The sequence below is a fragment of the Mesorhizobium sp. B283B1A genome (assembly GCF_020165735.1).
GTDB classification, from domain to species: Bacteria; Pseudomonadota; Alphaproteobacteria; order Rhizobiales; family Rhizobiaceae; genus Mesorhizobium; species Mesorhizobium opportunistum.
On record NZ_JAIUIQ010000007.1, the window covers coordinates 175,825 to 198,865 of the forward strand.

At 62.6% G+C, this 23,041-nt stretch carries 20 protein-coding genes; 8 read left to right on the forward strand and 12 right to left on the reverse strand.

All coding sequences use genetic code 11. The features are described 5' to 3' along the window. Positions 1–161: 161 nt before the first annotated feature. The 5 genes from LB577_RS08260 to LB577_RS08280 form a co-directional block, all read right to left on the reverse strand. Positions 162–1,334, reverse strand: coding sequence for an iron-containing alcohol dehydrogenase (locus LB577_RS08260; protein ID WP_224686312.1), 1,173 nt, complete (start codon positions 1,332–1,334; stop codon positions 162–164). 18 nt (positions 1,335–1,352) lie between these two features. Next, positions 1,353–2,741 carry an aldehyde dehydrogenase family protein gene (locus LB577_RS08265; RefSeq protein ID WP_224686313.1) on the reverse strand — a complete coding sequence of 463 codons (1,389 nt, stop codon included), beginning with the start codon at positions 2,739–2,741 and terminating at the stop codon, positions 1,353–1,355. A 180-nt stretch (positions 2,742–2,921) separates the two neighbouring features. Then, positions 2,922–4,292 (reverse strand): glutamine synthetase family protein, encoded by a 1,371-nt coding sequence (locus tag LB577_RS08270; RefSeq protein WP_023778559.1) that lies wholly within the window; start codon positions 4,290–4,292, stop codon positions 2,922–2,924. Between the two features lie 95 nt (positions 4,293–4,387). Next, complete coding sequence (locus LB577_RS08275; protein ID WP_224686314.1) at positions 4,388–5,929, reverse strand: amino acid permease; 1,542 nt, start codon at positions 5,927–5,929, stop codon at positions 4,388–4,390. 22 nt (positions 5,930–5,951) lie between these two features. Continuing rightward, positions 5,952–6,770 (reverse strand): N-formylglutamate amidohydrolase, encoded by an 819-nt coding sequence (locus LB577_RS08280; protein WP_224686315.1) that lies wholly within the window; start codon positions 6,768–6,770, stop codon positions 5,952–5,954. Positions 6,771–6,905: 135 nt separating this feature from the next. Here LB577_RS08280 and LB577_RS08285 point away from each other — a divergent pair, with 135 nt between their 5' ends. The 5 genes from LB577_RS08285 (at position 6,906) to LB577_RS08305 (ending at position 13,349) form a co-directional block, all read left to right on the forward strand. Then, positions 6,906–7,733 (forward strand): MurR/RpiR family transcriptional regulator, encoded by an 828-nt coding sequence (locus LB577_RS08285; protein ID WP_013893085.1) that lies wholly within the window; start codon positions 6,906–6,908, stop codon positions 7,731–7,733. A 201-nt stretch (positions 7,734–7,934) separates the two neighbouring features. Next, entirely contained in the window at positions 7,935–9,095 is a 1,161-nt protein-coding gene (locus LB577_RS08290) for an efflux RND transporter periplasmic adaptor subunit (protein ID WP_224686316.1), read from the forward strand. Continuing rightward, entirely contained in the window at positions 9,092–12,223 is a 3,132-nt protein-coding gene (locus LB577_RS08295) for an efflux RND transporter permease subunit (protein ID WP_224686317.1), read from the forward strand. The genes LB577_RS08290 and LB577_RS08295 overlap by 4 nt, the downstream gene beginning before the upstream one ends. Before the next feature lie 40 nt (positions 12,224–12,263). After that, complete coding sequence (locus LB577_RS33445) at positions 12,264–12,356, forward strand: hypothetical protein (protein WP_411969223.1); 93 nt, start codon at positions 12,264–12,266, stop codon at positions 12,354–12,356. Positions 12,357–12,419: 63 nt separating this feature from the next. Beyond that, on the forward strand, positions 12,420–13,349 hold the full coding sequence (locus LB577_RS08305) for a hypothetical protein (RefSeq protein WP_224686319.1): 930 nt from the start codon (positions 12,420–12,422) through the stop codon (positions 13,347–13,349). A gap of 80 nt (positions 13,350–13,429) precedes the next feature. On the opposite strand, the gene LB577_RS08310 is transcribed toward LB577_RS08305, so the two are convergent. From LB577_RS08310 to LB577_RS08340, 7 genes are all read right to left on the reverse strand, one after another. Continuing rightward, entirely contained in the window at positions 13,430–14,386 is a 957-nt protein-coding gene (locus LB577_RS08310; protein WP_224686320.1) for a hypothetical protein, read from the reverse strand. Between the two features lie 125 nt (positions 14,387–14,511). After that, positions 14,512–14,922 carry a GtrA family protein gene (locus tag LB577_RS08315; RefSeq protein WP_023778565.1) on the reverse strand — a complete coding sequence of 137 codons (411 nt, stop codon included), beginning with the start codon at positions 14,920–14,922 and terminating at the stop codon, positions 14,512–14,514. Then, a complete protein-coding gene (locus LB577_RS08320) occupies positions 14,919–15,737 on the reverse strand; it encodes a ChbG/HpnK family deacetylase (protein WP_224686321.1) in 819 nt (272 codons plus the stop codon). Before LB577_RS08320 ends, LB577_RS08315 begins: the two co-directional genes overlap by 4 nt. After that, on the reverse strand, positions 15,734–16,750 hold the full coding sequence (locus tag LB577_RS08325; RefSeq protein WP_224686322.1) for a glycosyltransferase family 2 protein: 1,017 nt from the start codon (positions 16,748–16,750) through the stop codon (positions 15,734–15,736). The genes LB577_RS08320 and LB577_RS08325 overlap by 4 nt, the downstream gene beginning before the upstream one ends. Then, positions 16,743–17,924, reverse strand: a complete 1,182-nt coding sequence (locus LB577_RS08330; RefSeq protein WP_224686323.1) for a glycosyltransferase family 87 protein — start codon at positions 17,922–17,924, stop codon at positions 16,743–16,745. The genes LB577_RS08325 and LB577_RS08330 overlap by 8 nt, the downstream gene beginning before the upstream one ends. Positions 17,925–18,224: 300 nt before the next feature. Continuing rightward, the gene (locus LB577_RS08335; protein ID WP_224686324.1) at positions 18,225–19,262 is read right to left on the reverse strand and encodes a zinc-binding dehydrogenase; all 1,038 of its coding nucleotides are present in this window, start codon (positions 19,260–19,262) and stop codon (positions 18,225–18,227) included. A 39-nt stretch (positions 19,263–19,301) separates the two neighbouring features. Then, positions 19,302–20,543 carry an acyl-CoA dehydrogenase family protein gene (locus LB577_RS08340; protein ID WP_224686325.1) on the reverse strand — a complete coding sequence of 414 codons (1,242 nt, stop codon included), beginning with the start codon at positions 20,541–20,543 and terminating at the stop codon, positions 19,302–19,304. A gap of 121 nt (positions 20,544–20,664) precedes the next feature. On the opposite strand from LB577_RS08340, the gene LB577_RS08345 reads away from it, so the two are divergent. Genes LB577_RS08345 through LB577_RS08355 form a run of 3 tightly spaced genes read left to right on the forward strand, consistent with a single transcriptional unit; the run spans position 20,665 to position 23,037 of the window. Continuing rightward, positions 20,665–21,480, forward strand: a complete 816-nt coding sequence (locus LB577_RS08345; RefSeq protein ID WP_224686326.1) for an SDR family oxidoreductase — start codon at positions 20,665–20,667, stop codon at positions 21,478–21,480. A gap of 40 nt (positions 21,481–21,520) precedes the next feature. Continuing rightward, positions 21,521–22,006 (forward strand): MaoC family dehydratase, encoded by a 486-nt coding sequence (locus LB577_RS08350; RefSeq protein ID WP_023765869.1) that lies wholly within the window; start codon positions 21,521–21,523, stop codon positions 22,004–22,006. Further along, on the forward strand, positions 22,003–23,037 hold the full coding sequence (locus LB577_RS08355; RefSeq protein WP_224686327.1) for a phosphotransferase family protein: 1,035 nt from the start codon (positions 22,003–22,005) through the stop codon (positions 23,035–23,037). The genes LB577_RS08350 and LB577_RS08355 overlap by 4 nt, the downstream gene beginning before the upstream one ends. Positions 23,038–23,041: the final 4 nt, after the last annotated feature.

Sequence of the window (23,041 nt, forward strand, 5' to 3'; positions counted from 1 at the left end):
AACCCTTGGCCGGCAGCAGAAAAAGTTAACTCTTTTTAACCGGCTGTAGCAATTAGCCGTCACTTATTTTTCCGGCTAATCACTTTCTGCCTTGTTCTCAATCCCCTCCCCCATGGTTAGCGCTTATTTTCAGATCAATTTTTCCGCAACGGAACGCCGTCTCAGATCGTGCCGGCGATGGCGTTTTCCAGCAACATCAGCGCCGCCTTCTTGGTCAGCTTGACCGGATTGCCGCCGGCCGTCGGATCGACCACCGCCATGTCGGCGATCAGCGCCTTGCGCTTCTTGTCCATGTCGAGCCCCTTGATCAGGCCCGGCAGCGCATGCGGCACCTTCAATTCCTTGCGCAGCTTGATGATCGCCTTGGCGAAGCCGTCGAAGCCGCCCTTGATGCCGCAATAGGCGGCGAGCCTGGCGATACGCTCCTCGACGGCGTCACGGTTGAAGGCAAGCACATAGGGCATGAACACAGCGTTGGTCATGCCGTGATGGGTGTCATAGAGCGCACCGATCGGATGCGACAGCGAATGGATGGCGCCGAGGCCTTTCTGGAAGGCGGTGGCGCCCATCGCGGCGGCGCTCATCATGTGCGCCCGGGCGACGAGATCCTTGCCGTTGGCAAAGGCCTTTGGCAGGTTTTCGAACACCAGGCGCACGCCTTCGACCGCAATGCCGTCCGCCATCGGATGATAGCCCGGTGCGCAATAGGCTTCGAGGCAATGGGCAAGCGCGTCCATGCCGGTGCCGGCGGTGATGAAGCCCGGCATGCCGACCGACAGTTCCGGGTCGGCAATCACGATCGCCGGCAGCAGCTTGGGATGGAAGATGACCTTCTTGGTATGCGTCGCCTCATTGGTGATGACGCCGGCGCGGCCGACTTCCGATCCAGTGCCGGCCGTGGTCGGCACCGCGATGATCGGAGCGATCGCATCCGAATTGGCGCGCGTCCACCAATCGCCGACATCCTCGAAATCCCACACCGGCCTTGTCTGGCCTGCCTGGAAGGCGATCAGCTTGCCGAGATCGAGCGCCGAGCCGCCGCCGAAAGCGATGATGCCGTCATGCTTGCCCTTCTTGAACACCGCGATGCCGGCGGTCAGGTTGGACTCGACCGGGTTCGGCCTCACCTCGGAGAAGACACCGTATGGGATTTTGGCATCGTCGAGGATCTTCAGGGTCGAGGCCACGACCGGCAGTTTGGCCAGGCCCGGATCGGTGACGAACAGAGGCCGCTTGATGCCGGTGGCACCAAGCACCTCGGGCAGTTCCTTGATACGCCCGGCGCCGAAGCGAACGGTGGTGGGGTAGTTCCATTTGGAGATCAGCTTGGACATTTTTTGTCTTTCGAAAAATCAGATGGCTTCGCGCAGGTGGAAGGATTTCGGCCGGGTCAGATTGTCGTAGCCGATGGCTGACAGGCCGGCGCCCTTGCCGGTGTCCTTGACGCCGGTCCAGACCAGGGCCGGATCGAGATAGTCGCAGCGGTTCATGAACACCGTGCCGGTCTCGACGCGGTTGCCGATCGCCACAGCGTGCTCGGTATCGCGCGTCCAGATCGAGGCCGTCAGCCCATAGGGGCTGTCGTTCATCAGCGCGATCGCCTCCTCGTCGTTGCGCACCTTCATGATGCCGACGATCGGACCGAAACTCTCCTCGCGCATGACGCTCATCTGGTGATCGACCTCGGTCAGCACCTCCGGCGCCAGATAGGGCGAGCCAGCCTTGTCGTTGGCCACCTTCATGTTGATGTGCGCCTTGGCGCCCTTGCGCAGCGCCTCGGCCTTCTGCTCGCGGATCAGGTCGGCGAAACGGGCCTGCGCCATCGGCCCCATCGTCGTTGCCTGATCGAGCGGATTGCCGACGACATAGTTCTTCGTCTCGGCGATGAAGCCCTCGACGAATTCATCATAGACCTTTTCGTGCACATAGACACGTTCGATGCCGCAGCAGCACTGGCCGGAATTGTAGAACGCGCCGTCAACCAGATTGGCGACCGCGTGGTCCATCTTGGCGTCGGGCAGCACATAGGCCGGGTCCTTGCCGCCAAGCTCGAGCCCGAGCGTCATGAAGGTGCCCGCCGCCGCCTTTTCAATGGCACGGCCGCCGCCGACCGAGCCGGTGAAATTGACATGGTCGACTTTGCCCGAGCCGAGCAGCTTCTCGGTTTGGGCATGGTTCAGCACGAGGTTCTGGAACACGCCCTTGGGCAGGCCGACCTTGTCGAAGGCCTGCTGAAAACGCTCGCCGACCAGCAGTGTCTGCGCCGCATGCTTCAGGAGGACGGTGTTGCCGGCCATCAGCGCCGGTACGATGGTGTTGACGGCCGTGAGATAGGGATAGTTCCAGGGCGCGATCACCATGACCACGCCGAGCGGATCCTTCTTCACATAGCGGCGGAACCCGTCCTTCGGGTTGGATGCCGGCACGGATTTGAGCGCCGCCTCGGCGATCTCGACCATGTAGTTGGTGCGTTCCTTGACGCCGCCGAACTCGCCGCCATAGCGGACCGGCCGGCCCATCTGCCAGGCGATCTCGGGCACGATCTCGTCGGTCATCGCAACCAGCGCTTCCAGCATGGCGAGCATGTATTTGCCGCGCTCGACGATCGGCACCTGCGCCCACTTCTCCTGCGCCGCCTTGGCGCGCTCGACTGCCGCATTGACCGCCTGGTCCGTCGCGATCGGCCGCTCGGCATAGATCGAGCCGTCGACGGGGGTGATGAGTTTGACCGTTTCGGTCATCGTTTAAATCCTCGCATTTCTTTAAAATCGAAAATCATCAGTCTTTGTGCTGCCTCATCCGCCCGCCGGCACCTCATCCCGTATAGTGATGGGAGAAGAGAGAACTCCAACGTCGAGGCACCCTCTCCCCGTTCTCTATTGGGAGAGGGTGAGGGGCAGCGCGGACGCTTCGCAGGCAATCTAGTACCGCTCGAATCCCCTGTGCAGTTCCCAATCCGTAATGCGGCGATCGTATTCGAACTGCTCCCACTTCGCGGTGTGGACATAGTGTTCGAGCACGTCTTCGCCGAGCGCCTGTTTCAGCATCTTCGACTTCGCCAGCGTCTCGGTGGCATCGCGCAGCGTCTTCGGAATCTCCGGCAGGCGAGAGGCCTGATAGGCATCGCCGACGAAGGGTTTCTGCAATTCGAGCTTCTCGTCGATGCCGGCAAGTCCGGCGGCGATCAGCGCGGCGAAGGCGAGATACGGGTTCAAATCGGCGCCGCCGATGCGGCATTCCATGCGGATGCCCTTGGTGCCCTCGCCACACAGGCGGAAGCCGGCGGTGCGGTTGTCCTCGCTCCACATGATCTTGGTCGGCGCGAAGGTGCCGGCCTGGAAGCGTTTGTAGGAATTGATGTAGGGCGCCAGGAACCAGGTGAACTCCTTGGCGTATTTGAGCTGGCCCGCCGCCCATTGCTGGCCGAGCGTCGACAGCGTCCACTCAGCTTTCTTGTCGAAGAACAGCGGCGTCTTGCCGTCGGCGCTCCACAGCGAATTGTGGATGTGGCTGGAGTTGCCGGCGAGCCCGTAATTGTATTTCGACATGAACGAGATCGCCTTGCCTTCGGATTCGGCAATCTCCTTGGCGCCATTCTTCAGGATGACGTGGCGGTCGGCCATGTCCAGCGCCTCGGCATAGCGCACATTGATCTCTTCCTGGCCTGGACCCCACTCGCCCTTGGAGTTCTCGATCGGAATGCCGGCCGCTTCCATCTCGTTGCGAAGCCGGCGCATGACGCCTTCTTCCTTGGTGGTGATGCCGATCTGGTAGTCGCCGATATAGGGCGAAGCGGTGTCGAGACCCTGCCAGTGCTTCTTGCGGGCGGAATCGTAGGTTTCATTGAACAGATAGAATTCCAGCTCGGACGCGAAATAGCCGATATAGCCGCGCTCCGTCAGCCGTTTGATCTGCTTTTTCAGGATGGCGCGCGGCGAATGCGGCAGGTCGTCATGGGTGTGGTGGTCGAGCACGTCGCAGATCACGAGCGCGGTCTTCTCCAGCCACGGAATGCGCCGCAGCGTGGCGAGATCCGGCTTCATGACGAAGTCGCCATAGCCCTTCGACCAGCTTGCCGCCTTGTAACCGGGCACCGGCTCCATATCGATGTCGGCGGCCAGCAGGTAGTTGCAGCCATGCGTTTCGTCATGCGCGGAATCGACGAAGTACTGTGCCAGGAACCGCTTTCCCGCCAACCGGCCCTGCAGGTCGACGATGCAGGCGAGCACCGTGTCGATCTCGCCGCTGGAGACCGCTTTCTTCAACTGATCGAACGAGAAATTTCCGGCCATTCCTGTGGCACTCCAGTGCTTGTCGTTTCGGGCTTGTCACGTTGAACGGGGACAAGAAGCCGTGGCGGGCGAGCCCGCTACGGCTTGATTGGCTGTTACGCGGATTCGCCAACGGCCTTTTCAGCCGCTGCGATGGTCGCCCTGCGCTTGGCGATTGCCGCATCGCCGATAGGCGGCCCCTGGAAGCGCCGGTTTTCAACGGCGAACCACAAAACGACGAGCAGAACGATCAATCCGATCGCATAGTTGATCAGGATGTCGAAGGGCGGCTGGATGCCGGCATACATCAACACCAGAACACCAAGCACGGTGATGACGGCGAACGGCTTTGACCAGATGCCGAGCCGGAACGGTCCGAATTCGGTCCAGCTCTTTCCTTCCGCAAGAAGTCCGGCTGCGATCGGCATGGCATAGGAGACATAGAGGAAGAGAGCGCAACCAGCAGCGAGCGCCGCGAAAGCCGGCGAATAGAGCGTGGCGGCGATCGACAGCACGACACCGAGCCAGATGGCCGGGACGGGCGTGCGCCAGGTCGGCGAAACCTGCTTCCACACAGATGACCCCGGCAGACCGCCGTCACGCGAGAAGGCAAAGATCATGCGCGAGGTCGAAGTGAGCCCGGCCAGCGCGCACAGATAGTTCGACAGCACGATGGCGATGCCGAGCAGAGCCTTGAGCCAAGTTGGCGCCGGCAGATTGTTGAACAGGTTGAACCAGGCATTGCCGCCATCCTTGGCGGTCGCGACGAGATCTGGGCTGGCAAGGACGAAGGAAACCGCCATGACGAAACCGAAGACGAGAGACCAGAGGACCGCGTGGATCATGCCTCTGGGCACCGCGATGCGGGCATTGTGCGTTTCCTCGGCGGTATGCGCCGACGCGTCGAAGCCGGTGATGGTATAAAGCGGGTAGAGAAGGCCGATGAGGAAGGCCACGAGCGCCGTACGGGCCGTCGGAACATAGCCACCGCCAAGATCGCCGGTCGTGTTCACGAAAGTCGTCAGCCGAGCAAGATCGAAGCCATGCGCGCCCCAGATCAGAAACGTCAACGTAAGCACGACCGCGACAACGAGGATGAGATAGCCGGAAAAGTCGGTCAACATGGTCGTCGTCTTGATGCCGAGATGATTGAAGAGGCCCTGGGTGATGGTAATCAGGACGACTGCCGCCGTTTGCTGCCAGAAGCCCCAGGCCGATGTGTCCCAACCGAAGATTGGGCCCGCGACGAGGCCTTGAAACAGCAGGTAGACGCCGACATTCACCGAAGCGACGACGAAGATCAGGCCGAGCAAGTTGATCCAAGCCGTGGCCCAGCCCCAGCCGCGTCCGCCGAGGATTGAGGACCAGTGATAGAGGCCGCCGGCTGTCGGATATGCTGATCCAATCTGGCCGAGAGAAGCCGCGACCACGAGCGCAAAGACGCCGCCTATAACCCAGCCGATGGTCGCCTCGAAACCGCTGCCGGTTGCCATGGCCAGCGGGAAGGACGTTATGCCGCCAGCCAGAATGCAGATGATCGAGAAGGAAATAGCAAAATTGGAGAAGCCGCTCATGCGGCGAGCCAATTCCTGGGCATAGCCCATACTGTGAAGGATCTTCGTGTCCTCCGACTTGTCGGAGTGATCAGGTGTTGTCATGTCAGAATTCCCCTGTTGGTCCTTAGCTGGCCGATTGAACTGACTTTCCGACTGAATGCGATCTGGGCCGCGTGGCCTCCTCTGGTTCCAGATCCGAAAAAATGCCCGTGAGCAGATCCGCCCATTTCCGCTGCCCGGTGTCGCCGGAGATTTCGTCGTTGCGGATTTCGATCATGGCGCAGGGCAGCCCGCGTGAGCGCGCGTGCCGTTCCAGCGTGAAATAAACGCGGTCGGCAGGCGAATAGGGTTCGTTGACGCCGACGGTGATGCCGGCGAGCCGCTTGAGCGCCGATATCAGTGGCGATGCCAGCCGGCGGTCCTCGTCGTGAATGATGCCGATATGCCAGGGCCGGTTGCGGCTCTTGTAGACCGGCGTGAAGGAATGGACGGAGACCAGGCGGGTCTCCTGACCGCGCGCCAGCCTGTCCTCGACAATGTGCTCGATCGCGTCGTGAAACGGCTGCCAGGCAAGGGCGATCCGCGCCGCGCGCTGTTTTTCCGACAGGCCGGTATTGCCGGGTATGGCTGTCGTTTCGCTGACCGGCGGCACCAGGTCCGGCGCGTCGAGCGGCCGGTTGCAGTCGATGACGAGACGCGAAATGCGGGTTTCGACCAGCGTGGCATCGAGTGCCTGCGCCATGCGCATTGCAACCGGCAGCGCGCCGGGATCCCAGGCGATGTGCCGGGAAAGGTCTTCGGCGGCAAGGCCGAGCGTGCCGAATTCGGCGGGCAGGAAATTGGAAGCGTGATCGCAGGTCAGCACGAAAGGGCTCGATCCGCCCGGGTTCGTCACCCTCACGGTATCGGACGATGCAAGGCTGGCGGGCCGTGCTTTCTCCATAGTCTGCGGTCCCCGGGGAGCGCTGTATCGTATGTTACGTATTTTGCCTCATTGCGTCCCTACGGATGATTTCATACAGTTTGTCCGGCTTTGTCAAATGCGATCTCGTGGGCCAGGCCAAGGGGTGGGGAAAACATGATTTCCAGCATTGCCGAACTGATCGCCGACCGCGTCGGCACGATGCCGGCCGGCGAACGGCGCGCGGCCCAGACGCTGATCGCGAGCTATCCCTTGATCGGCCTCAAGACGGTCGCCGAATTCTCGGCTGCGGCCGGCGTCTCCTCGCCGACGATCCTGCGCTTCGTTGCCCGGCTGGGCTTCCAGAACTATCCGGAATTCCAGTCGAGCCTGCAGGACGAGTTGGCGGCGCAACTGCAATCGCCGGCCACGCGAACGCTCAACCCGCCCTCGCCCGGCGGCGGCACGGTGTCGCCGATGCTGGAAGCCACGCTCGACAACATGCGCGAGACCTTCCGCCACCTCTCGGACAGGCAGCTTGCCGACATTGCCACCCGGCTTGCCGAGCGGCGCGGCAAGACATTCCTGATCGGCGGCCGCTTCACCGATCCGCTGGCGCGCTACATGGCCGCCCATCTCGCCGTCATCCAGCCCGATGTCTTCCATCTCGCTGGCCAGGAAAGCATGTGGCGCGACCGGCTGATCGACATGGGCAAGCGCGACGTGCTGGTGATCTTCGACATCAGGCGCTACCAGGACAGCCTCGTCCGCTTCGCCGAGAAGGCGCATCAGCGCGGCGTTCAGATCGTGCTCTTCACCGACCAGTGGCTGTCGCCGATTGCCCGGTTTGCCCGCCATGTCATCGCCGGACGCACCGCCGTGCCTTCCGCATGGGATTCCTCGGCAGCGCTTTTCGTCGTCGCCGAAACGCTGATCGGCGCCGTCACGAGACAACTTGAGGCCGACGGCGCCCGGCGCATTCGGGAAATGGAAGGCCTGCGCTAGCTACGTTTCCAACGCAAACCGCAACGGCTCCAGGGAGCGTCCGGATCTCACGTTACCGAGATTTAATGTGCACGATCGCGTGATAATTGCCATAAACCGATGATATCGGGATGTGGCGTGGCTGGTTTTCGCCCCCAGCCCGTATCGTCGCTGCATTCGTTTCCATCTGGAACCGGCAGACGATTCTTCGCTGGAGTGTCGATGTCGCGCTGGAAACAGATTGTCCTTGGGCTTGTGATTTTGGTCGTCGCCGCGGCTGCCTGGGCGCGTTTCTACCCCGGTGCTCCTGAAGTGCTGGCGCGCTGGGGGATGGATTGGGCGTATGGCGCGACACCCCCGGCGAAAGAGGCCTCGGCCGCCGGTTCCCGGCAGGGTGGGCGCAACGGCGCCCAGATTGTAACCATCGTCGCATCGCCGGCCGCCTCCGCAACCATCAACGACCGCCTACAGGCGATCGGCACCGGCCGCGCCAACGCCTCGGTGACCGTCAATCCCTATAGCTCCGGCCGCCTTGCCGAACTGCTGGTCGAATCCGGCAGTCATGTCGATAAGGGCCAGATCATCGCTACGCTCGATTCCGAGACCGAGATCATCTCTCAGGACCGGGCCAAGCTCGCTTTGCAGGATGCGCAATCCAAGCTTGATCGCGTCAAGTCGCTGCGCGCCTCCAATGCGGCGACGCCTGTCGCAGTGGCCGACGCCGAAGTGGTTCTGGCGGGCGCCAAGCTGGCGCTTCAGGATGCCGAACTTGCGTTGCAGCGCCGGTCAATCCTGGCGCCGATCGCCGGCACCGTCGGCATCCTGCCGATCTCCGCCGGCAACTATGTGACCAACCAGTCGGCGATCGCCACGCTCGACGACCGTTCCTCGATCCTGGTCGATTTCCAGGTGCCGGAGCGCTTCGCCGCCGCCATCAAGGTCGGCGCCCAATTGACGGCGACGCCCATTGCCAATCCGAGCAACGCCTATACCGGCACGGTTTCGGCGATCGACAATCACATCGACGAAAAGAGCCGCACGCTTCTCGTCAAGGCCAAGATCGCCAACCCGGCCGATTCGCTGCGCGCCGGCATGTCGTTCGGCATCACCATGAAATTCCCCGGCGAGACCTATCCGGCCGTCAGTCCGCTGGCGATCCTGTGGGGATCGGACGGCGCCTACGTCTGGCAGATAGAGAACGGCAAGGCCAAGCGGGTGCCGGTGCGCATCATCCAGCGCAACACCGAGACCGTGCTGATCGATGCGAAGATCGACAGCGGTGACATGGTGGTCACCGAAGGCACGCAGAGCGTCAGCGAGGGCGGCGAGGTTCGCATCGCCGGCCAGGAGCCGCCAAACCCCAACGCCGCCGAAGGCTCATGACCGGCCCCGTCAACGCCGCCAGCGACACCGGCTTCACTGCCCTGTTCATCCGCAGGCCGGTGATGGCCTTCGTGCTGAATACCCTCATCGCCGTTGCCGGCCTCGCCGCCTTCTATGGTGTCGAGATCCGTGAACTGCCTGACGTCGACCGCGCCGTCGTCACCGTTTCCACCACCTTCGAGGGGGCGGCGGCCGAAACCGTCGACCGCGAGCTGACCGACACCATCGAGGGTGCCGTCGCCCGTGTTTCCGGCGTCAAGTCGATCTCGTCCTCGTCGTCCTTCGGCTCGAGCCGCGTCACCATCGAGTTCAACGACGGTGTCGACCTGAATGTGGCCGCCTCCGATGTGCGCGACGCCGTCGGCCGCGTCGCCAACCAGATGCCGGACACCGCCGATCCGCCACGCATCGTCAAGGCCGACGCCAATTCCGACGCTGTGATGCGGCTGGCGGTGACCTCCGACAACATGTCGATCCAGGACATGACGGTCGTGGTCCAGGACCAGATCGAAGACGAACTGGCGGCCGTGCCCGGCGTGGCCGACGTCCAGGTCTATGGCGACCGCGACAAGATCTTCCGCATCGACGTCGACCAGAACAAGCTCGCCAGCCTCGGCTTCACGGTCGCCGACCTCAGGACGGCGCTAGCGTCCGTCGCCTTCGATTCTCCTGCCGGGTCGATCACCACGACCAACCAGGACCTGATCGTGCGCACGACCGCGGACGTGACCACGCCCGAGGAGTTCGAAAACATCATCATCGGCGGCACGACGCGCATCCGCGATGTCGCCACCGTCACGCTTGGTCCCGATGTCGGCCAGACGACACTGCGTTCGGACGGCAAGACCGGCATCGGCATCGGCATCATCCGCCAGGCGGAATCGAACACTTTGGACATTTCGACCGGTGTCCAGGCCGCCGTCGCCAAACTGCAGCAGAACCTGCCCAAGGGCATGGCGATCAAGATCACCAGCGACGACGCCGTCTTCGTCAAGGGCGCCGTGCACGAGGTCGAGATCGCGCTCGGCCTGTCGGTCACCATGGTGCTGATCGTCATCTATGTCTTCCTGCTCGACTGGCGCGCAACGTTGATCCCCGGCCTGTCGATGCCGGTGGCCATGATCGGCACCATCGCCGCCATCTATCTGGCCGGCTTTTCGGTCAACATCCTGACGCTGCTCGCCTTGGTTCTGGCAACGGGACTGGTGGTGGACGACGCCATCGTGGTGCTCGAAAACATCGTGCGACGGCGCAACGAAGGCATGGGGCCGCGTGCGGCCGCCGTGCTCGGCGCGCAGGAAGTGTTCTTCGCCGTCGTTGCGACGACGCTGACGCTGGTCGCCGTCTTCGTGCCGATCTCGTTCCTGCCCGGCCAGACCGGCGGCCTGTTCCGCGAATTCGGCTTCGTGCTTGCCATGTCGGTGCTTCTGTCCTGCGTGGTGGCGCTCACGCTCTGCCCGATGCTCGCCTCGCGCATGCTGACCAGCGCATCGCTTCACCACGAAGCCGGCCACGGCATCGGCGCCCGCATCGGCGGCGCCTTGAACGCAGCCTATCGGCGCGGCCTGCATGCTTGCCTCGACGCGCCCTGGATCGTGATTCTGGTCGCGGTGCTGTTTGCCGGTACCGCCTTCACTCTGTTCGGCACCATCCGCCAGGAATTGACGCCGACCGAGGACCGCGCCGCCGTCCTGTTGCGCATCAGCGCCCCGCAAGGCGTTAGCCTCGACTACACGACGCAGCAGATGCAGAAGATCGAGAAGCTGATCCAGCCGATGCGCGATTCCGGCGAGATCCGCTCGACCTTCGAGAACGCCGGCCAGAATGGCTCCTACAATTCCGGCTTCATGGTGATGACGCTCGCGCCCTGGAACGAGCGTAGCCGCAGCCAGCAGGAGATCATGGCCGAGATCAGCCAGCTCACCAAGCAGGTGCCGAGCGTGCGCATTTTCCCGGTGCAGCCCAACAGCCTCGGCATCCGCGGCGCCGGCAACGGCCTGCAATTCGCGCTGGTCGGCAACGACCGCAAGGCGCTCGGCGACGCGGCGCTGAAGATCATCGCCGAGATGCAGAAAGACCCGCGCTTCCGGACGCCGCGCCTGTCGATCGACCCGACCCAGCCGCAGCTTGCTGTCGCCATCGACCGCGAGCGCGCCTCCGACCTCGGCATCGACATCACCGGGCTCGCCAACACCATGCAGGCCATGCTCGACGGCAATGATGTCGTCGACGTCTACATCGCCGACCGCAGCTATGGCGTGAAGCTGGTTTCCACCACCAATCCGATCAACGATCCGACCGACCTCGAAAACGTCTTCCTGAAGACGGCGGACGGCCGCTTCGTGCCGATGTCGACCATCGCCACGCTGACAGAGCGCGCCGTGCCGCCATCGCTGTCGCGTGAACAGCAGCAGCCGTCGGTGGCGATCACCTCCAACCTCTCAGGCAATTTCGCGCTTGGCGATGCCTTGACCCGCGCCGAGGAGATCGCCACGCCGCTGCTGCCGCCAGGCAGCCGCATCTTGCCGCTGGCCGAGGCGGCGACGCTGGGCGAAACCAACAGCGCCATGGTCACCATCTTCAGCTTCGCGCTGGTCATCATCCTCCTGGTGCTGGCCGCGCAGTTCGAGAGCTTCGTCAGCGCCGTCATCATCATGGCGACGGTTCCGCTTGGTCTTGCCTGCGCCATCATCGCACTGCTGCTGAGCGGAACCAGCCTCAATGCCTACAGCCAGATCGGCCTGGTGCTTCTGGTCGGCGTCATGGCCAAGAACGGCATCCTGATCGTCGAATTCGCCAACCAGCTGCGCGATCGCGGCATTGGCGTGCGCGAGGCGATCGAACAGGCCTCGACCATTCGACTGCGGCCGGTGATGATGACGATGATCTGCACTATTCTTGGCGGCGTGCCGCTGGTAATGGCCGCCGGCGCCGGCGCGGAGGCGCGCGTGGCGCTCGGCTGGGTGATCGTCGGCGGACTGGGGTTGGCCACCGTCTCGACGCTGTTCCTGACGCCGGTCGCCTATCTCCTGCTTGGCCGCTTCGTCACGCCCAAGACGCATGAGGAAGCGCGGCTGAAGCGCGAACTTGAGGAAGCCGCCTACGCCAATGTGGAGCCGGCGGAGTAAAAAATTCCAGTATTATGGCGCAAACGACCTGGCGGAACGAATGAAAGAACACGGCTTCAAGGAAACGAAGGCCGGCATTGCAAACAAACTGGCGAGGGGTACGCATCCCGGCATTTTTTTCTTGCTGCCCTAGCTGCAATCGGGTGTGAGACGATTAGACTGGAGGATATCTAGTCCTCAAGAACACGGTCGCCGGATGCTAAGACTGCGCACGCCGCTGTTACCAAGATGGCGCTATTGGCCAGCTGTAGCCTTGGCAGCTTTAATTGCGGCGCCAATTGCAGGCTTATCTATCCCGCCACCCCCGCCAGAAAAATACGATAGCGACAAAAGCCCCGAGAAAGAACGCACCGACCTTACGCCAGAAGATAGTACCGACGAGAAGCTGGCCGACTACACGTTGTGGCTGGTGTTCGTCACTGCCGGATTGGGCGTAGTCGCTGCCTTTCAAACTAAGCTCCTGTCCAATTCGGACAGGACCGCCAACAAGCTTGTCGGCATCGCCGAAAGGCAGATGCTCATCACCGGACGCCAGACTGATATCATCGATAAGCAGCATGCCGTTGGGCGGTTGCAGTACATAAGCGCACGAGATAACGCAAAAAGAGAACTGCGAGCCTACCTCACGGTCGAGCCGGACGGCATCAACCAATTGATCGGCAAAATGGCGGTGATAGGTCAGGTGCGATTGCGCAACGTTGGCAGATTACCAGCTCGCAGCGTGACGCTGATTGTCAAAATGAAACGGTCGGCCAAGCCTGAGAAAGACCCGCGCCGCCGGACGAAAGATTTCAACGCATCGGAAGACCGCACCACCTACTCCGATAGAGTTGTGAATCCCGGAGGGGACATGTTGCAGGGAAGTGAGGACGTCCTTCCCATAGCCGACCTCGCCGTTGACCACTACAACGTCTATGTTTTTGGAATCGCCAAATATGACAACGGGTATGGCGATCCGTGCTTCACAAGATTCTGCCACCGCTATTCGACAGACGGTAGGCACCAAGGTCTTGAAATGAGCGATCCGCCCAAGAGCACCAGAATTGCCATTGGACGCGAAAAGGCCCGTTACCATAGCTATGGCAACAATGCAGAGCCTTCCGAGGATGCGATACCTTACCCATGACTAACAGACACACGCGTCGTTCGTACTGGCCGCTCGTCGCGGTGATAGTATGCCTGTCACTTGGTGGGAGTGTCGTTTGGTCACAGGACACCCAGCCAAATCAACAGAGCCGGGACCCACAACCAACTGCTACTGAAAACCAACAAGCTGCTAAGGAAGACGGCAAGGCCCCAGTTGTCGCGCCCGCGCCTAGCCAGGTTGTCGGCGACGAAAAGTCCGGCCATGACGAGCAAGGCGGCGGCAAAAAAGATTGGAGCAAAAGCCTCATTGAACACGCGCCGGACTGGTCCGTGGCCTTCTTCACCTTTGTTCTTTGTGTATTCACCGGTCTGCTTTGGCGCTCCACCAACAAGCTCTGGTTGGCCGGCGATAAGCAAATGGAATTGATTGAGAAAAACGCCGCTCAGCAATCCATCGACATGAAGGCTTCCATCAAGGTTGCGGAAGACGCTGCCAAGGCCGCTGGTAGATCCGCCGAAGTCGCCGAACGAACCATGATCTTGAATGATCGGCCCTGGTTGGGGGTCGATCTCGATATCGTCGGCCCTTTGGTTTTCACCGCCCATGATTGCAGCATCAAATTGACGATGACGATTACCAATCATGGGCGGTCGCCGGCCATCAGAGCCAATCCTCACATCGAATTTTTCGTTTCCACTCAGAAGGCAGTCGAGTGGAGAAACAAAATGGAAGGCATGGCCAGACATATGATCGCGAACATGTTTGGAGAAACATTGTTCCCTACCGTTCCCCGCGCGAAAAAGTGGACTTTCACCGTAAGCAGGGATGATATCTTGGACGGGATAGCCGAAGACGACGAACATCGTGTTCGACCGATAGTGGCCTATTGTGTTTACTATGGCCTCCCAACAGGTGGCCACGCTCGCTATACGTCCGGCATCCGAGAAATCTTCCGAAGCGGCCACGAGCCCTTCGATGGCGAACCGGCTACGTTTGAGACTGGCAAAATCAGATTCTTGGACATGGTGACCGAAGACGCCACCTAAGCCGAGGAGCAGCGTTGCAAGCCCTATCATGTCAGCCTCCGCTGACATGTGGGTTAGCCGGTTCGTTCCGCCCGTGGCGTTTGCGCCATAATACCGAAAATTCCACGAAAGTGGGTTGCGATATTCCATCCGGAATTTCGCCGGAACAGAGTACGCTATCTTAAGAGCCGGCCCTCGATCGACCAGCGCGCGGCGATGAAATTCAGCACCGCCGCCACGATGACACCGCCGATCTTTGCCGGCCACACGCCGGCGATGCCGGCAAAGAGTGCGATCGACAGGCTAGAGACGCCGAGCGAAATCAGCGCCCCAAGCGAGACGAAGCGAAGGAAGGCGTCATGCAGCCGGATCGCGCGATTGCGCTCGAACGACCAGAACCCATTTGCCACGAAGGAGAAGACGACGGCGATGGACCATGAGACGATGTTGGCTGGCAGCGGCGGAACATGCAGCTTGAGCAGCAGGAAAAACCCGGCAAGGTCGATGGCCGTGTTCACCAGCCCGACAATGGCGAAGCGGACGATCTTGCTGCCGGTCGAACGCTGGGGCTGGTCGGCGCCGCTCATCCCCTGCCATCCATGATCTCGACATCGGCGCGGGCGAGGCTCTCGCCGAATGCCTCCGAAGCCAGCACGCCGAATTCCACTTCCCGCACGCCTTGCATTGGATCGCGCCCGCGCAATGTGTCGTCGACATGGCCGGGATGGCACATGAACAGGCCTCGTTCCGGCAGTGTTTCGACGGCGGCATGCAGAACCGGAGCAAACCTCTCGGGTTGCCGCCAGTCATAGATGCCGGCGAGCGGCTGGAAAATGGTGAAGCCGGCGCGCGCCATCGAGCGGTTGAAGCCGGCGGCCACGGCGGCGATTGCCGCGACTTTCGGCGCCACGGCGGCATTGCCAAGCGCCGGCGCCCCGCGCAGCACCGGCTTCTCGGAAGCTTCTGAAAATCGCGCCCGCAGCCATGTACGCACGACCGGCAGGAAATGCACGTGCTGGTGGCCGTCGATGAAGTCGGGCCGGCGGCCCAGCGCCTCGATGAAGCGATCGTACTGTGCGTCGAGCTCGGCATGGACATCTCGCTCATCGACGCGGCCGCGCAGGACCGGTAGTGCCAGCGAGCGGAGCGGCGGCAGCCTGCCTTCCGGCGCCAGGCTCGATCGGCCCGTGACCGCTGGCTGGTCCGTCAGGGTAAGATGCAGCCCGACCGCCGCGCGGCCGCACAGCGGCTTCATGCGCGCCGCCGCATCAGGCCATTCGGGAAAGCCGGTCATGCAGCTGGTGCCCGTCAGGCGGCCTCGATCGAGCAGGTCGAGTATCCCGGAGGAAACGCCTGGCGCCAGTCCGTAATCGTCGGCGATCAAACGGATGCGCCGCGTCATGTCCCGGGTGCGCCTGGCAACCTGTCAGCGGCGACCTCGCCGCGCAAGGCCTCACCATGCAAGACATCCCCGCGCAAGACGTCGCGCACGATATAGATCGGTCGATCCTTGCTCTCCGAGAGCGTGACCCAGACATATTCGCCGATCAGGCCGAGCAGTGTGAGGTTGAGGCCGCCGAGCAGGACGACGGCGACCATCAGGCTGGGATAGCCGGGCACGGCGATGCCGTAGAACATCACCTCGAAGAACACCTTGGCGCCGTAAAGCAGGCCCGCCAGCGCCGCCAGCATCCCGCTCAGGCTGATGATGCGCAGCGGGATGACGGAAAACGACGTAAACCCTTCCAGCGAGAAGGCGATCAGGTTGAGCCGGCTCCATTTCGACTTACCGCTGGCGCGGTTCTCCGGCGAATATTCTATGGCCTTCTGGCGGAAGCCGGCCCAGGCGAACAGACCCTTGTTGAAGCGCCGCTTGTCGCGCAAGCTCGTCAGCGCGCGTGCCACAGCGGCCCGCATGACGCGAAAATCACCCGCGTTCTCCGGAATGTCGAAGCGCTGGCTGCTGTTGATCAGGCTGTAGAAAAGCCGCGCCAACTGGCTGCGCCGCCAGCTGGCCTCGCGCCGGTCGTTCTGCGCGTAGACGACATCGATGTCGGGGTTTTCCACCAGTTCGGCGATCATCTTCAGGCTGATGTCCATCGAATGCTGGAGATCGGCGTCCATGACCAGCACCATGTCGCCCCGCGACTGGTCTAGGCCGGCGAGCACCGCGACTTCCTTGCCGAAGTTGCGGCTGAGCCGCACGATCTCCCAGGAACCCGACAGCGCCTCCGAAAACCGCTCTGCGCTATCGTCGCGGCTGCCGTCGTCGATCAGGATCTTGTGGACGGCCATGCCGAAACGTTGCAACACCGCCGCTTCGAGCCTGTCGAGCAATTCGGCAAAAGCCGAAGCCGATTGCGCCTCGTTGAAGAACGGCGCCACGATATCGAGAGTGGGCCGCGACTCAGCCATTTGCGACAGGCCCTTCATTCATCACCTTTTCCCGCGTCACCTTGCCTTGCGCCTTGGCCCAGAACCACCAGATCAGGGAACCGGCGATAATGGTGACCGCGATCGGCCGAAACCAAGGATAGGTCAAATCTTGGATACGGCGGTCGACGCCCGTCAATCCGGTCAGGAACAGCATCGCCGACAGCACCGAGGCCAGGACACCGCCTTTTTCCTCGCGCCATAACAAGGCAATGGCGAGGCCGGCGGGCACGGCGATCATGGCATAAGTGTTAGGTTCGACACGCGGGTTGAAGACGCACATGTAGAACGTCGCCGTCAGGAAGATGGCGAGATCAGCAGTTCCGCGCTCGAGCCTGCGGTCGAACCAGATGACCGCGCAGAGCGTAAACAGGGCCGTGACGATGCGTATGACCGTGGCGCCGATTTCCGGCAGCGGCAGTCCCATCCGGGTGAAGGGGGCTGTGAAATCGGTGGGGACGAAATGGCTGGTGTTGTCGACGGCCATCGAGGTCAGCATCTCTGCGAAAAGACGATACTGGTCGTTGAGATAGCCTGCAGGTGCGAAAGCGTAAGGCAAGGCGAGCACGAACAGCACCGCGAGCACCAGGACCGGTATCAACCGGAGGCGCAGGGCTCCCACCAACAGCAGCATGATGATCGCCGTCGGCTTGGCGATGATGGCGACGGAAGCCCAAAAGAATGTCTCGGCGCGACGCCCCTCGAGCGCCGAAAAGGTAAGGAGCCAGCAGGCGCCGGCCAAGAGGATCGTCGCCTGGCCGTTGCGGATCGCCCCCATCGCCATCGGCAGGGCCAGAAAGAGCCCGAAGGAAAGCAGCCACGGCAGTTCTCCGCCGCCGAGCTTGCGCACCTGCCGCATGGCGGCCAATGTCAGCACCGCGAAACCGACAATATGCCAGATCAGGCCGCCGAGATGCGGGCCGAGCTTGACCAGCGGAATGTAGAGCGCGGCAAAGGCCGGCGCGTAGAGATACCCCATCTCGGAGCTGAGATTGTAGAGCGGCCGGCCGGCCAGAAGGGCCTCGCTGCCGTCCACATAGGCCTGCCAGACCGTACGCGTGTGGGGTGACCACAGGACGAGCGCAAGAACGACCAGGAAGGCTCCGATCCACAGGCCAAGTCCCAAACGGTCGAAAACCGGCTTGGAAAGCGTCATCCGCGCACCCCACACAATTCCAGAACGATTTCCCATCACCGCCTGTATTTGAAGGCGGCATATCACGGACAAAGCAGCGTGGCATAGAGGGGCCGGAAGACGCGGACTTCGAAACCGCCGGCCCACCCTGAAGCCGGAGACCGGCCTTTGTTGATGACCATCGATGGCCTTTTGAAGCCTCGGCTTCGAACTGCAGATGCCCTAGGAATTGCGCCAACCCTTTGTTTTGACGCAATTCCCAAGGGAAAGCGCTATGCGCTTTTCCCGGGAAAACGGCTTCCCACTTTTCCAGAAGTTGCTTTAAGGCCGGATGAAAACCTTGCCATTGGGCTTGGCCAGTTCCGCCGGCAACCGCGCCATGGCCTCGGCGAGCGGCACGACCGACGTCACGTCGGTCGACCAGCGCCCGTCGGAAAACCGCTTCTGCGCTTCCAGGATCGCCGGACCGCGGCGATCCCTGGATTGCCGCATCCATTCGCTCAGCCAGAAGCCCTCGATATGCTTGTGCTGGAAGATCAGCTGGCCGGGCTCGCGGATGATGGTGGCGTCGGTGTCGAGCCGTCCATAGATGATCCAGCGCGAACGCTTCGGCATGGCGTCGAAGATGGTCGAGGCCAATGGTCCGGTCACCGCATCGAGGAAGATGCGCGGCTGCTCTTCCTTCATCACTTGACGCAGCGCTGCCTTGAAATCCGGCGCCTTTTCATTGAGGACATGCGCCGCGCCAAGCTCTTTCAGCAATGCGGTCTGGTCGTCACGGCGCACGGTGACGATAGACCGGAACCCCGCCTCCCCAGCCAAGCCGATGATCAGCTTGCAGAGCTGGCTGGCGCCGGCGGTCATGACGAAGGCCTTTTCGCCCTCCTGTCTGACGATCTCGAACATGGCGATCGCGGTGAGCGGATTGACGATCATCGCCGCGCCATCCTCATCACGCACGGTGTCGAGGAGCGGAATGCAGACCGCCGCCTCGGCGACGGCATATTGCGCCCACGACCCCCAGTTGGTGACGCCGGTGGCGAAGGCGACCCGCTTGCCGATCAGGCTTTTGGGATAGGGCTCATCACCGCCGGCAACGACCGTGCCGACGCCCTCGAAACCGGCCGGTTGGCCCTTGGCGCGCGGCTGGCCGTACTGGCCCTTGATGAAGGCGACGTCGGAAGGATTGATCGAGGCGAGACTGACCTTGATCAGCACCTGGCTCGGTCCAGGCGCCGGCACCGCAATGCTGCCCGGTTCGATGTAGGGCTCCATCGCTTCCAGCACGCTGCCGCTCGGCGTCCTGGTGTAGCCGTCGCCGACCAGCAGCAGCGCCTGCATTTCGGAAGGGATGGTCATCGCGGGCTCCTTGCTTGCTGGCAGAGGTCAGGCAACGGCTCAGACCTTTTCCTGCGTGTATTTCTTCAGCTCCGTCCGCGCCACCTGGCGGCGATGCACGGCGTCGGGTCCGTCGGCGAGGCGCAATGTCCTCAGATGCGTCCACGAACGCGCCAGCGGCGTATCCTGGCTGATGCCCTGGGCGCCGAACATCTGCACCGCCTCGTCGGTCACCTTGAGCGCGATGCGTGGTGCGATGACCTTGATCTGGCTGATCCAGGGGGCCGCGGCGCGCGCATTGCCCTGGTCGATCATCCACGCCGCCTTGAGGCAGAGCAGCCGCGCCATCTCGATCTCCATGCGGCATTCGGCGATGATGTCGAAATTGGCGCCGAGTTTCGCCAGGGGCTGGCCGAAGGCCTCGCGGCGCACCGAGCGCTGGCACAGCATCTCCAGCGCCATCTCGGCCTGGCCGATGGCGCGCATGCAGTGGTGGATGCGGCCCGGCCCGAGCCGGCCTTGCGCGATCTCGAAGCCCCTGCCCTCACCGAGAATTAGGTTCGAGCCGGGTACTCGGACATTGTCGAAGCGAAGGTGCATATGGCCATGCGGCGCGTCGTCGTCGCCATAGACCTGCATGGCGCGGACCTTGGTCACGCCTTTGGTGTCCGATGGCACCAGGATCATCGAATGGCGACGGTGCCGCGGTTCCTGGTCGCCGCCGGTCCGCACCATGACGATATAGATGGCGCAACGCGGATCGCCGGCGCCCGACGCCCACCATTTCTCGCCATTGAGCACATAGTCGTCGCCCTGCTTCTCGCAGCGCATCGCAATGTTGGTGGCGTCCGACGAGGCCACATCCGGCTCGGTCATCAGATAGGCCGAGCGGATCTTGCCGTCGAGCAGCGGCTCGAGCCAGGTCTTCTTGTGGTCGGCCGAACCGTAGCGTTCCAGCACCTCCATGTTGCCGGTGTCGGGCGCCGAGCAGTTGAAGGTCTCCGCGCCGAGATGCGCCTTGCCCATCTCCTCGGCCAGATAGGCATATTCGACAGTCGACAGGCCATAGCCGCGCTCCGAGCCGGTCAGCCAGAAATTCCACAGGCCGCCCTCCCGTGCGGTTCTCTTAAGCCCTTCGAGGATTTCGCTTTGCCGCGCGCTGTAAACCCAGCGGTCACCGTCCTTGCCCACTTCGGCGAGGAATTCCTTGTCCAGCGGCATGATCTCGTCGCGCACCATGGCCGCGACGCGGGCGTGGATCGGCTTCAGCCGCTCGGTCATGCCGAGGTTCATCTCCGTCATCGGTCGCTAACCCTTCATCCAGGCCGGGCATTTTACCCGTGGCAAGGATGACCGTACTTCGGATAGCCTTGTCAACGCGAACTGATTGCCGCATGCCCGAGGCAGGGCGCGGAGGATTGTGGTGGGCTATCTGGACGAACTGTTTTCGGTGGCCGGCAAGACCGCGCTGGTGACGGGTGCGGCGACCGGCATCGGCCGCATGGCGGCTACAGCGCTGGTCAAGGCCGGCGCCAGCGTCATGATTGCCTCGCGCAAGGGCGAAGACTGCGTCAAGGTCGCCGGCGAATTGAACGATCTCGGCGCCCCCGGGCGGGCCGATGGCTTTGCTGGCGATGTCTCCAGCGAGGCTGGCATCGCCGCGCTTGTCGCCGAGGTCAAGGCGCGGACGGACCAACTCGATATTCTGATCAACAATGCCGGCGTTTCCTGGGGCGCGCCGCTGGAGAGCTTTCCCTACCACGCCTGGGCCAAGGTTTTCGGCGTCAATGTCACCGCGGTCTTCCACCTGACGCGCGAATTGCTGCCGCTGCTCGAGGCCGCCGCCAGCGATGCCGATCCGGCCCGGGTGATCAATCTGGGTTCGGTGATGGGCACGCAACCGCTCGCCGACGACGCCTATTCCTACACCGCCTCGAAGGCCGCCGTTCATCATCTGACGCGTACTCTGGCGCTCGAATTCGCCCCTCGCCGCATCACCGTCAACGCCTTCGCGCCCGGCCCCTTCCAAAGCCGCATGACGGCCTTTGCCACCGGCACCCAAGAACAGGCCGACCATGTCGGCAGCCATGTTCCGATCGGCCGTATCGGCACACCGGATGACATTGCCGGCGCAACGCTCTATTTGTGCAGCCGTGCAGGGAGTTATGTCACCGGCGCCATTCTGCCGATCGATGGCGGGCAGTCGGTGCAGCATGGATTGACCTTGTTCAAGGAATGACATTTGCCGGCCGCAGAAGCCGGGGGGTGAACTGGAGGACATGAGCGTGGAACCGATCAGTCTCGATGTGCTTCTGGCCAGCGTCGGCAAGGAAGTTGGCGTCTCACCCTGGCGGGCGGTCACGCAACGCATGATCGACCAGTTCGCGGACGCCACCGACGACCACCAGTTCATCCACTGCGACCCGGAGCGGGCCAAGCGCGAGACGCCGTTCGGCGGCACCATCGCCCATGGTTTCCTGTCGCTGTCGCTGCTGTCGGCGATGACCTTCGAGACCATGCCGCCGCTGGAAAACGGCAAGATGGGTGTCAATCACGGCTTCGATTCGCTGCGCTTCCTGGCGCCGGTGAAGACTGGCGCCCGCATCCGCACCCGTTTCGTGCTGGCCGACGTCAAGGTCAGGCCGTCGGGCTGGGTGCAGACCGCGCACGACGTGACGATCGAGATCGAGGGCTCGAAGAAACCAGCACTCACCGCCCGCTGGCTGACGCTGACCCTGATCGAACGCCAGCCCGAGACCGCATGAACGACCCGAACGCGCTCGACCAGGCGGCGCTCGCGTCCTACCTCGAGGCGGAAATCCCTGGCTTTTCCGGGCTCGCCGCAATCGAAAAGTTCAAATCCGGCCAGTCGAATCCGACCTATCTGCTGACGGCGGCAAGCGGCCGCTACGTGCTGCGCGCCAAGCCGCCGGGGCAGTTGTTGAAATCGGCGCATCAGGTCGACCGCGAATTTCGTGTGATGAAGGCGCTTGCCGGCAGCGCGGTGCCCGTCCCCCGGATGCTGCATCTGTCGGCCGAGGATTCGCCGATCGGCCGCATGTTCTACGTCATGGCTTTCCTCGACGGCCGCATCTTCTGGGATCCTGCACTGCCCGAGGCGCGCGACAACGATGAGCGTTCCGCTGTTTACGACGCCATGAATGGTACGCTGGCGGCCCTGCACGCTGTCGATGTCGAGGCCATGGGCCTCGGTGATTTCGGCCGGCCGGGCAATTATTTCGAGCGGCAGCTGGCCCGCTGGACCAGCCAGTACCGTGCTTCGGAAACCAGCGCCATCGCCGACATGGATCGGCTGATCGCCTGGCTGGAAACGCATATGCCCGCCGATGACGGCCGTATCTCGCTGGTCCATGGCGACTACCGGCTGGACAATCTGATCTTCGCGCCGGACCGGCCAGAGGTGCTGGCGGTGCTCGACTGGGAACTGTCGACATCGGGCCATCCCTTCGCCGACATCGCCTATCAGTGCATGCAGTGGCGCTTGCCGCACGCATCCGGCTTTCGCGGCCTCGGTGGCATTGACCGGACGGCGCTCGGCCTGCCCTCGGAAGAGGATTATGTCGCCGTCTATTGCCGCCGACGCGGGCTCGAAGGCATCGGCAATTGGCCGTTCTTCCTCGCCTTCTCCTTCTTCCGCCTGGCGGCGATCTGCCAGGGTGTCTACAAGCGGGCGCTGGACGGCAATGCCTCCAATCCCGAAAAGGCCAGAACCTATGGGGAGGCGGTGAAGCTGCTTTCGTATCTTGCAGTCAAACTAATCGACAAAGAGATGTGACGTG

Coding starts and splice junctions, on each gene's coding strand:
- LB577_RS08260 (WP_224686312.1), bottom strand. CDS start 1,334: ATGTCCAAGCTGATCTCCAAATGGAACTACCCCACCACCGTTCGCTTC.
- LB577_RS08265 (WP_224686313.1), bottom strand. CDS start 2,741: ATGACCGAAACGGTCAAACTCATCACCCCCGTCGACGGCTCGATCTAT.
- LB577_RS08270 (WP_023778559.1), bottom strand. CDS start 4,292: ATGGCCGGAAATTTCTCGTTCGATCAGTTGAAGAAAGCGGTCTCCAGC.
- LB577_RS08275 (WP_224686314.1), bottom strand. CDS start 5,929: ATGACAACACCTGATCACTCCGACAAGTCGGAGGACACGAAGATCCTT.
- LB577_RS08280 (WP_224686315.1), bottom strand. CDS start 6,770: ATGGAGAAAGCACGGCCCGCCAGCCTTGCATCGTCCGATACCGTGAGG.
- LB577_RS08285 (WP_013893085.1), top strand. CDS start 6,906: ATGATTTCCAGCATTGCCGAACTGATCGCCGACCGCGTCGGCACGATG.
- LB577_RS08290 (WP_224686316.1), top strand. CDS start 7,935: ATGTCGCGCTGGAAACAGATTGTCCTTGGGCTTGTGATTTTGGTCGTC.
- LB577_RS08295 (WP_224686317.1), top strand. CDS start 9,092: ATGACCGGCCCCGTCAACGCCGCCAGCGACACCGGCTTCACTGCCCTG.
- LB577_RS33445 (WP_411969223.1), top strand. CDS start 12,264: ATGAAAGAACACGGCTTCAAGGAAACGAAGGCCGGCATTGCAAACAAA.
- LB577_RS08305 (WP_224686319.1), top strand. CDS start 12,420: ATGCTAAGACTGCGCACGCCGCTGTTACCAAGATGGCGCTATTGGCCA.
- LB577_RS08310 (WP_224686320.1), bottom strand. CDS start 14,386: ATGATAGGGCTTGCAACGCTGCTCCTCGGCTTAGGTGGCGTCTTCGGT.
- LB577_RS08315 (WP_023778565.1), bottom strand. CDS start 14,922: ATGAGCGGCGCCGACCAGCCCCAGCGTTCGACCGGCAGCAAGATCGTC.
- LB577_RS08320 (WP_224686321.1), bottom strand. CDS start 15,737: ATGACGCGGCGCATCCGTTTGATCGCCGACGATTACGGACTGGCGCCA.
- LB577_RS08325 (WP_224686322.1), bottom strand. CDS start 16,750: ATGGCTGAGTCGCGGCCCACTCTCGATATCGTGGCGCCGTTCTTCAAC.
- LB577_RS08330 (WP_224686323.1), bottom strand. CDS start 17,924: ATGACGCTTTCCAAGCCGGTTTTCGACCGTTTGGGACTTGGCCTGTGG.
- LB577_RS08335 (WP_224686324.1), bottom strand. CDS start 19,262: ATGACCATCCCTTCCGAAATGCAGGCGCTGCTGCTGGTCGGCGACGGC.
- LB577_RS08340 (WP_224686325.1), bottom strand. CDS start 20,543: ATGACGGAGATGAACCTCGGCATGACCGAGCGGCTGAAGCCGATCCAC.
- LB577_RS08350 (WP_023765869.1), top strand. CDS start 21,521: ATGAGCGTGGAACCGATCAGTCTCGATGTGCTTCTGGCCAGCGTCGGC.
- LB577_RS08355 (WP_224686327.1), top strand. CDS start 22,003: ATGAACGACCCGAACGCGCTCGACCAGGCGGCGCTCGCGTCCTACCTC.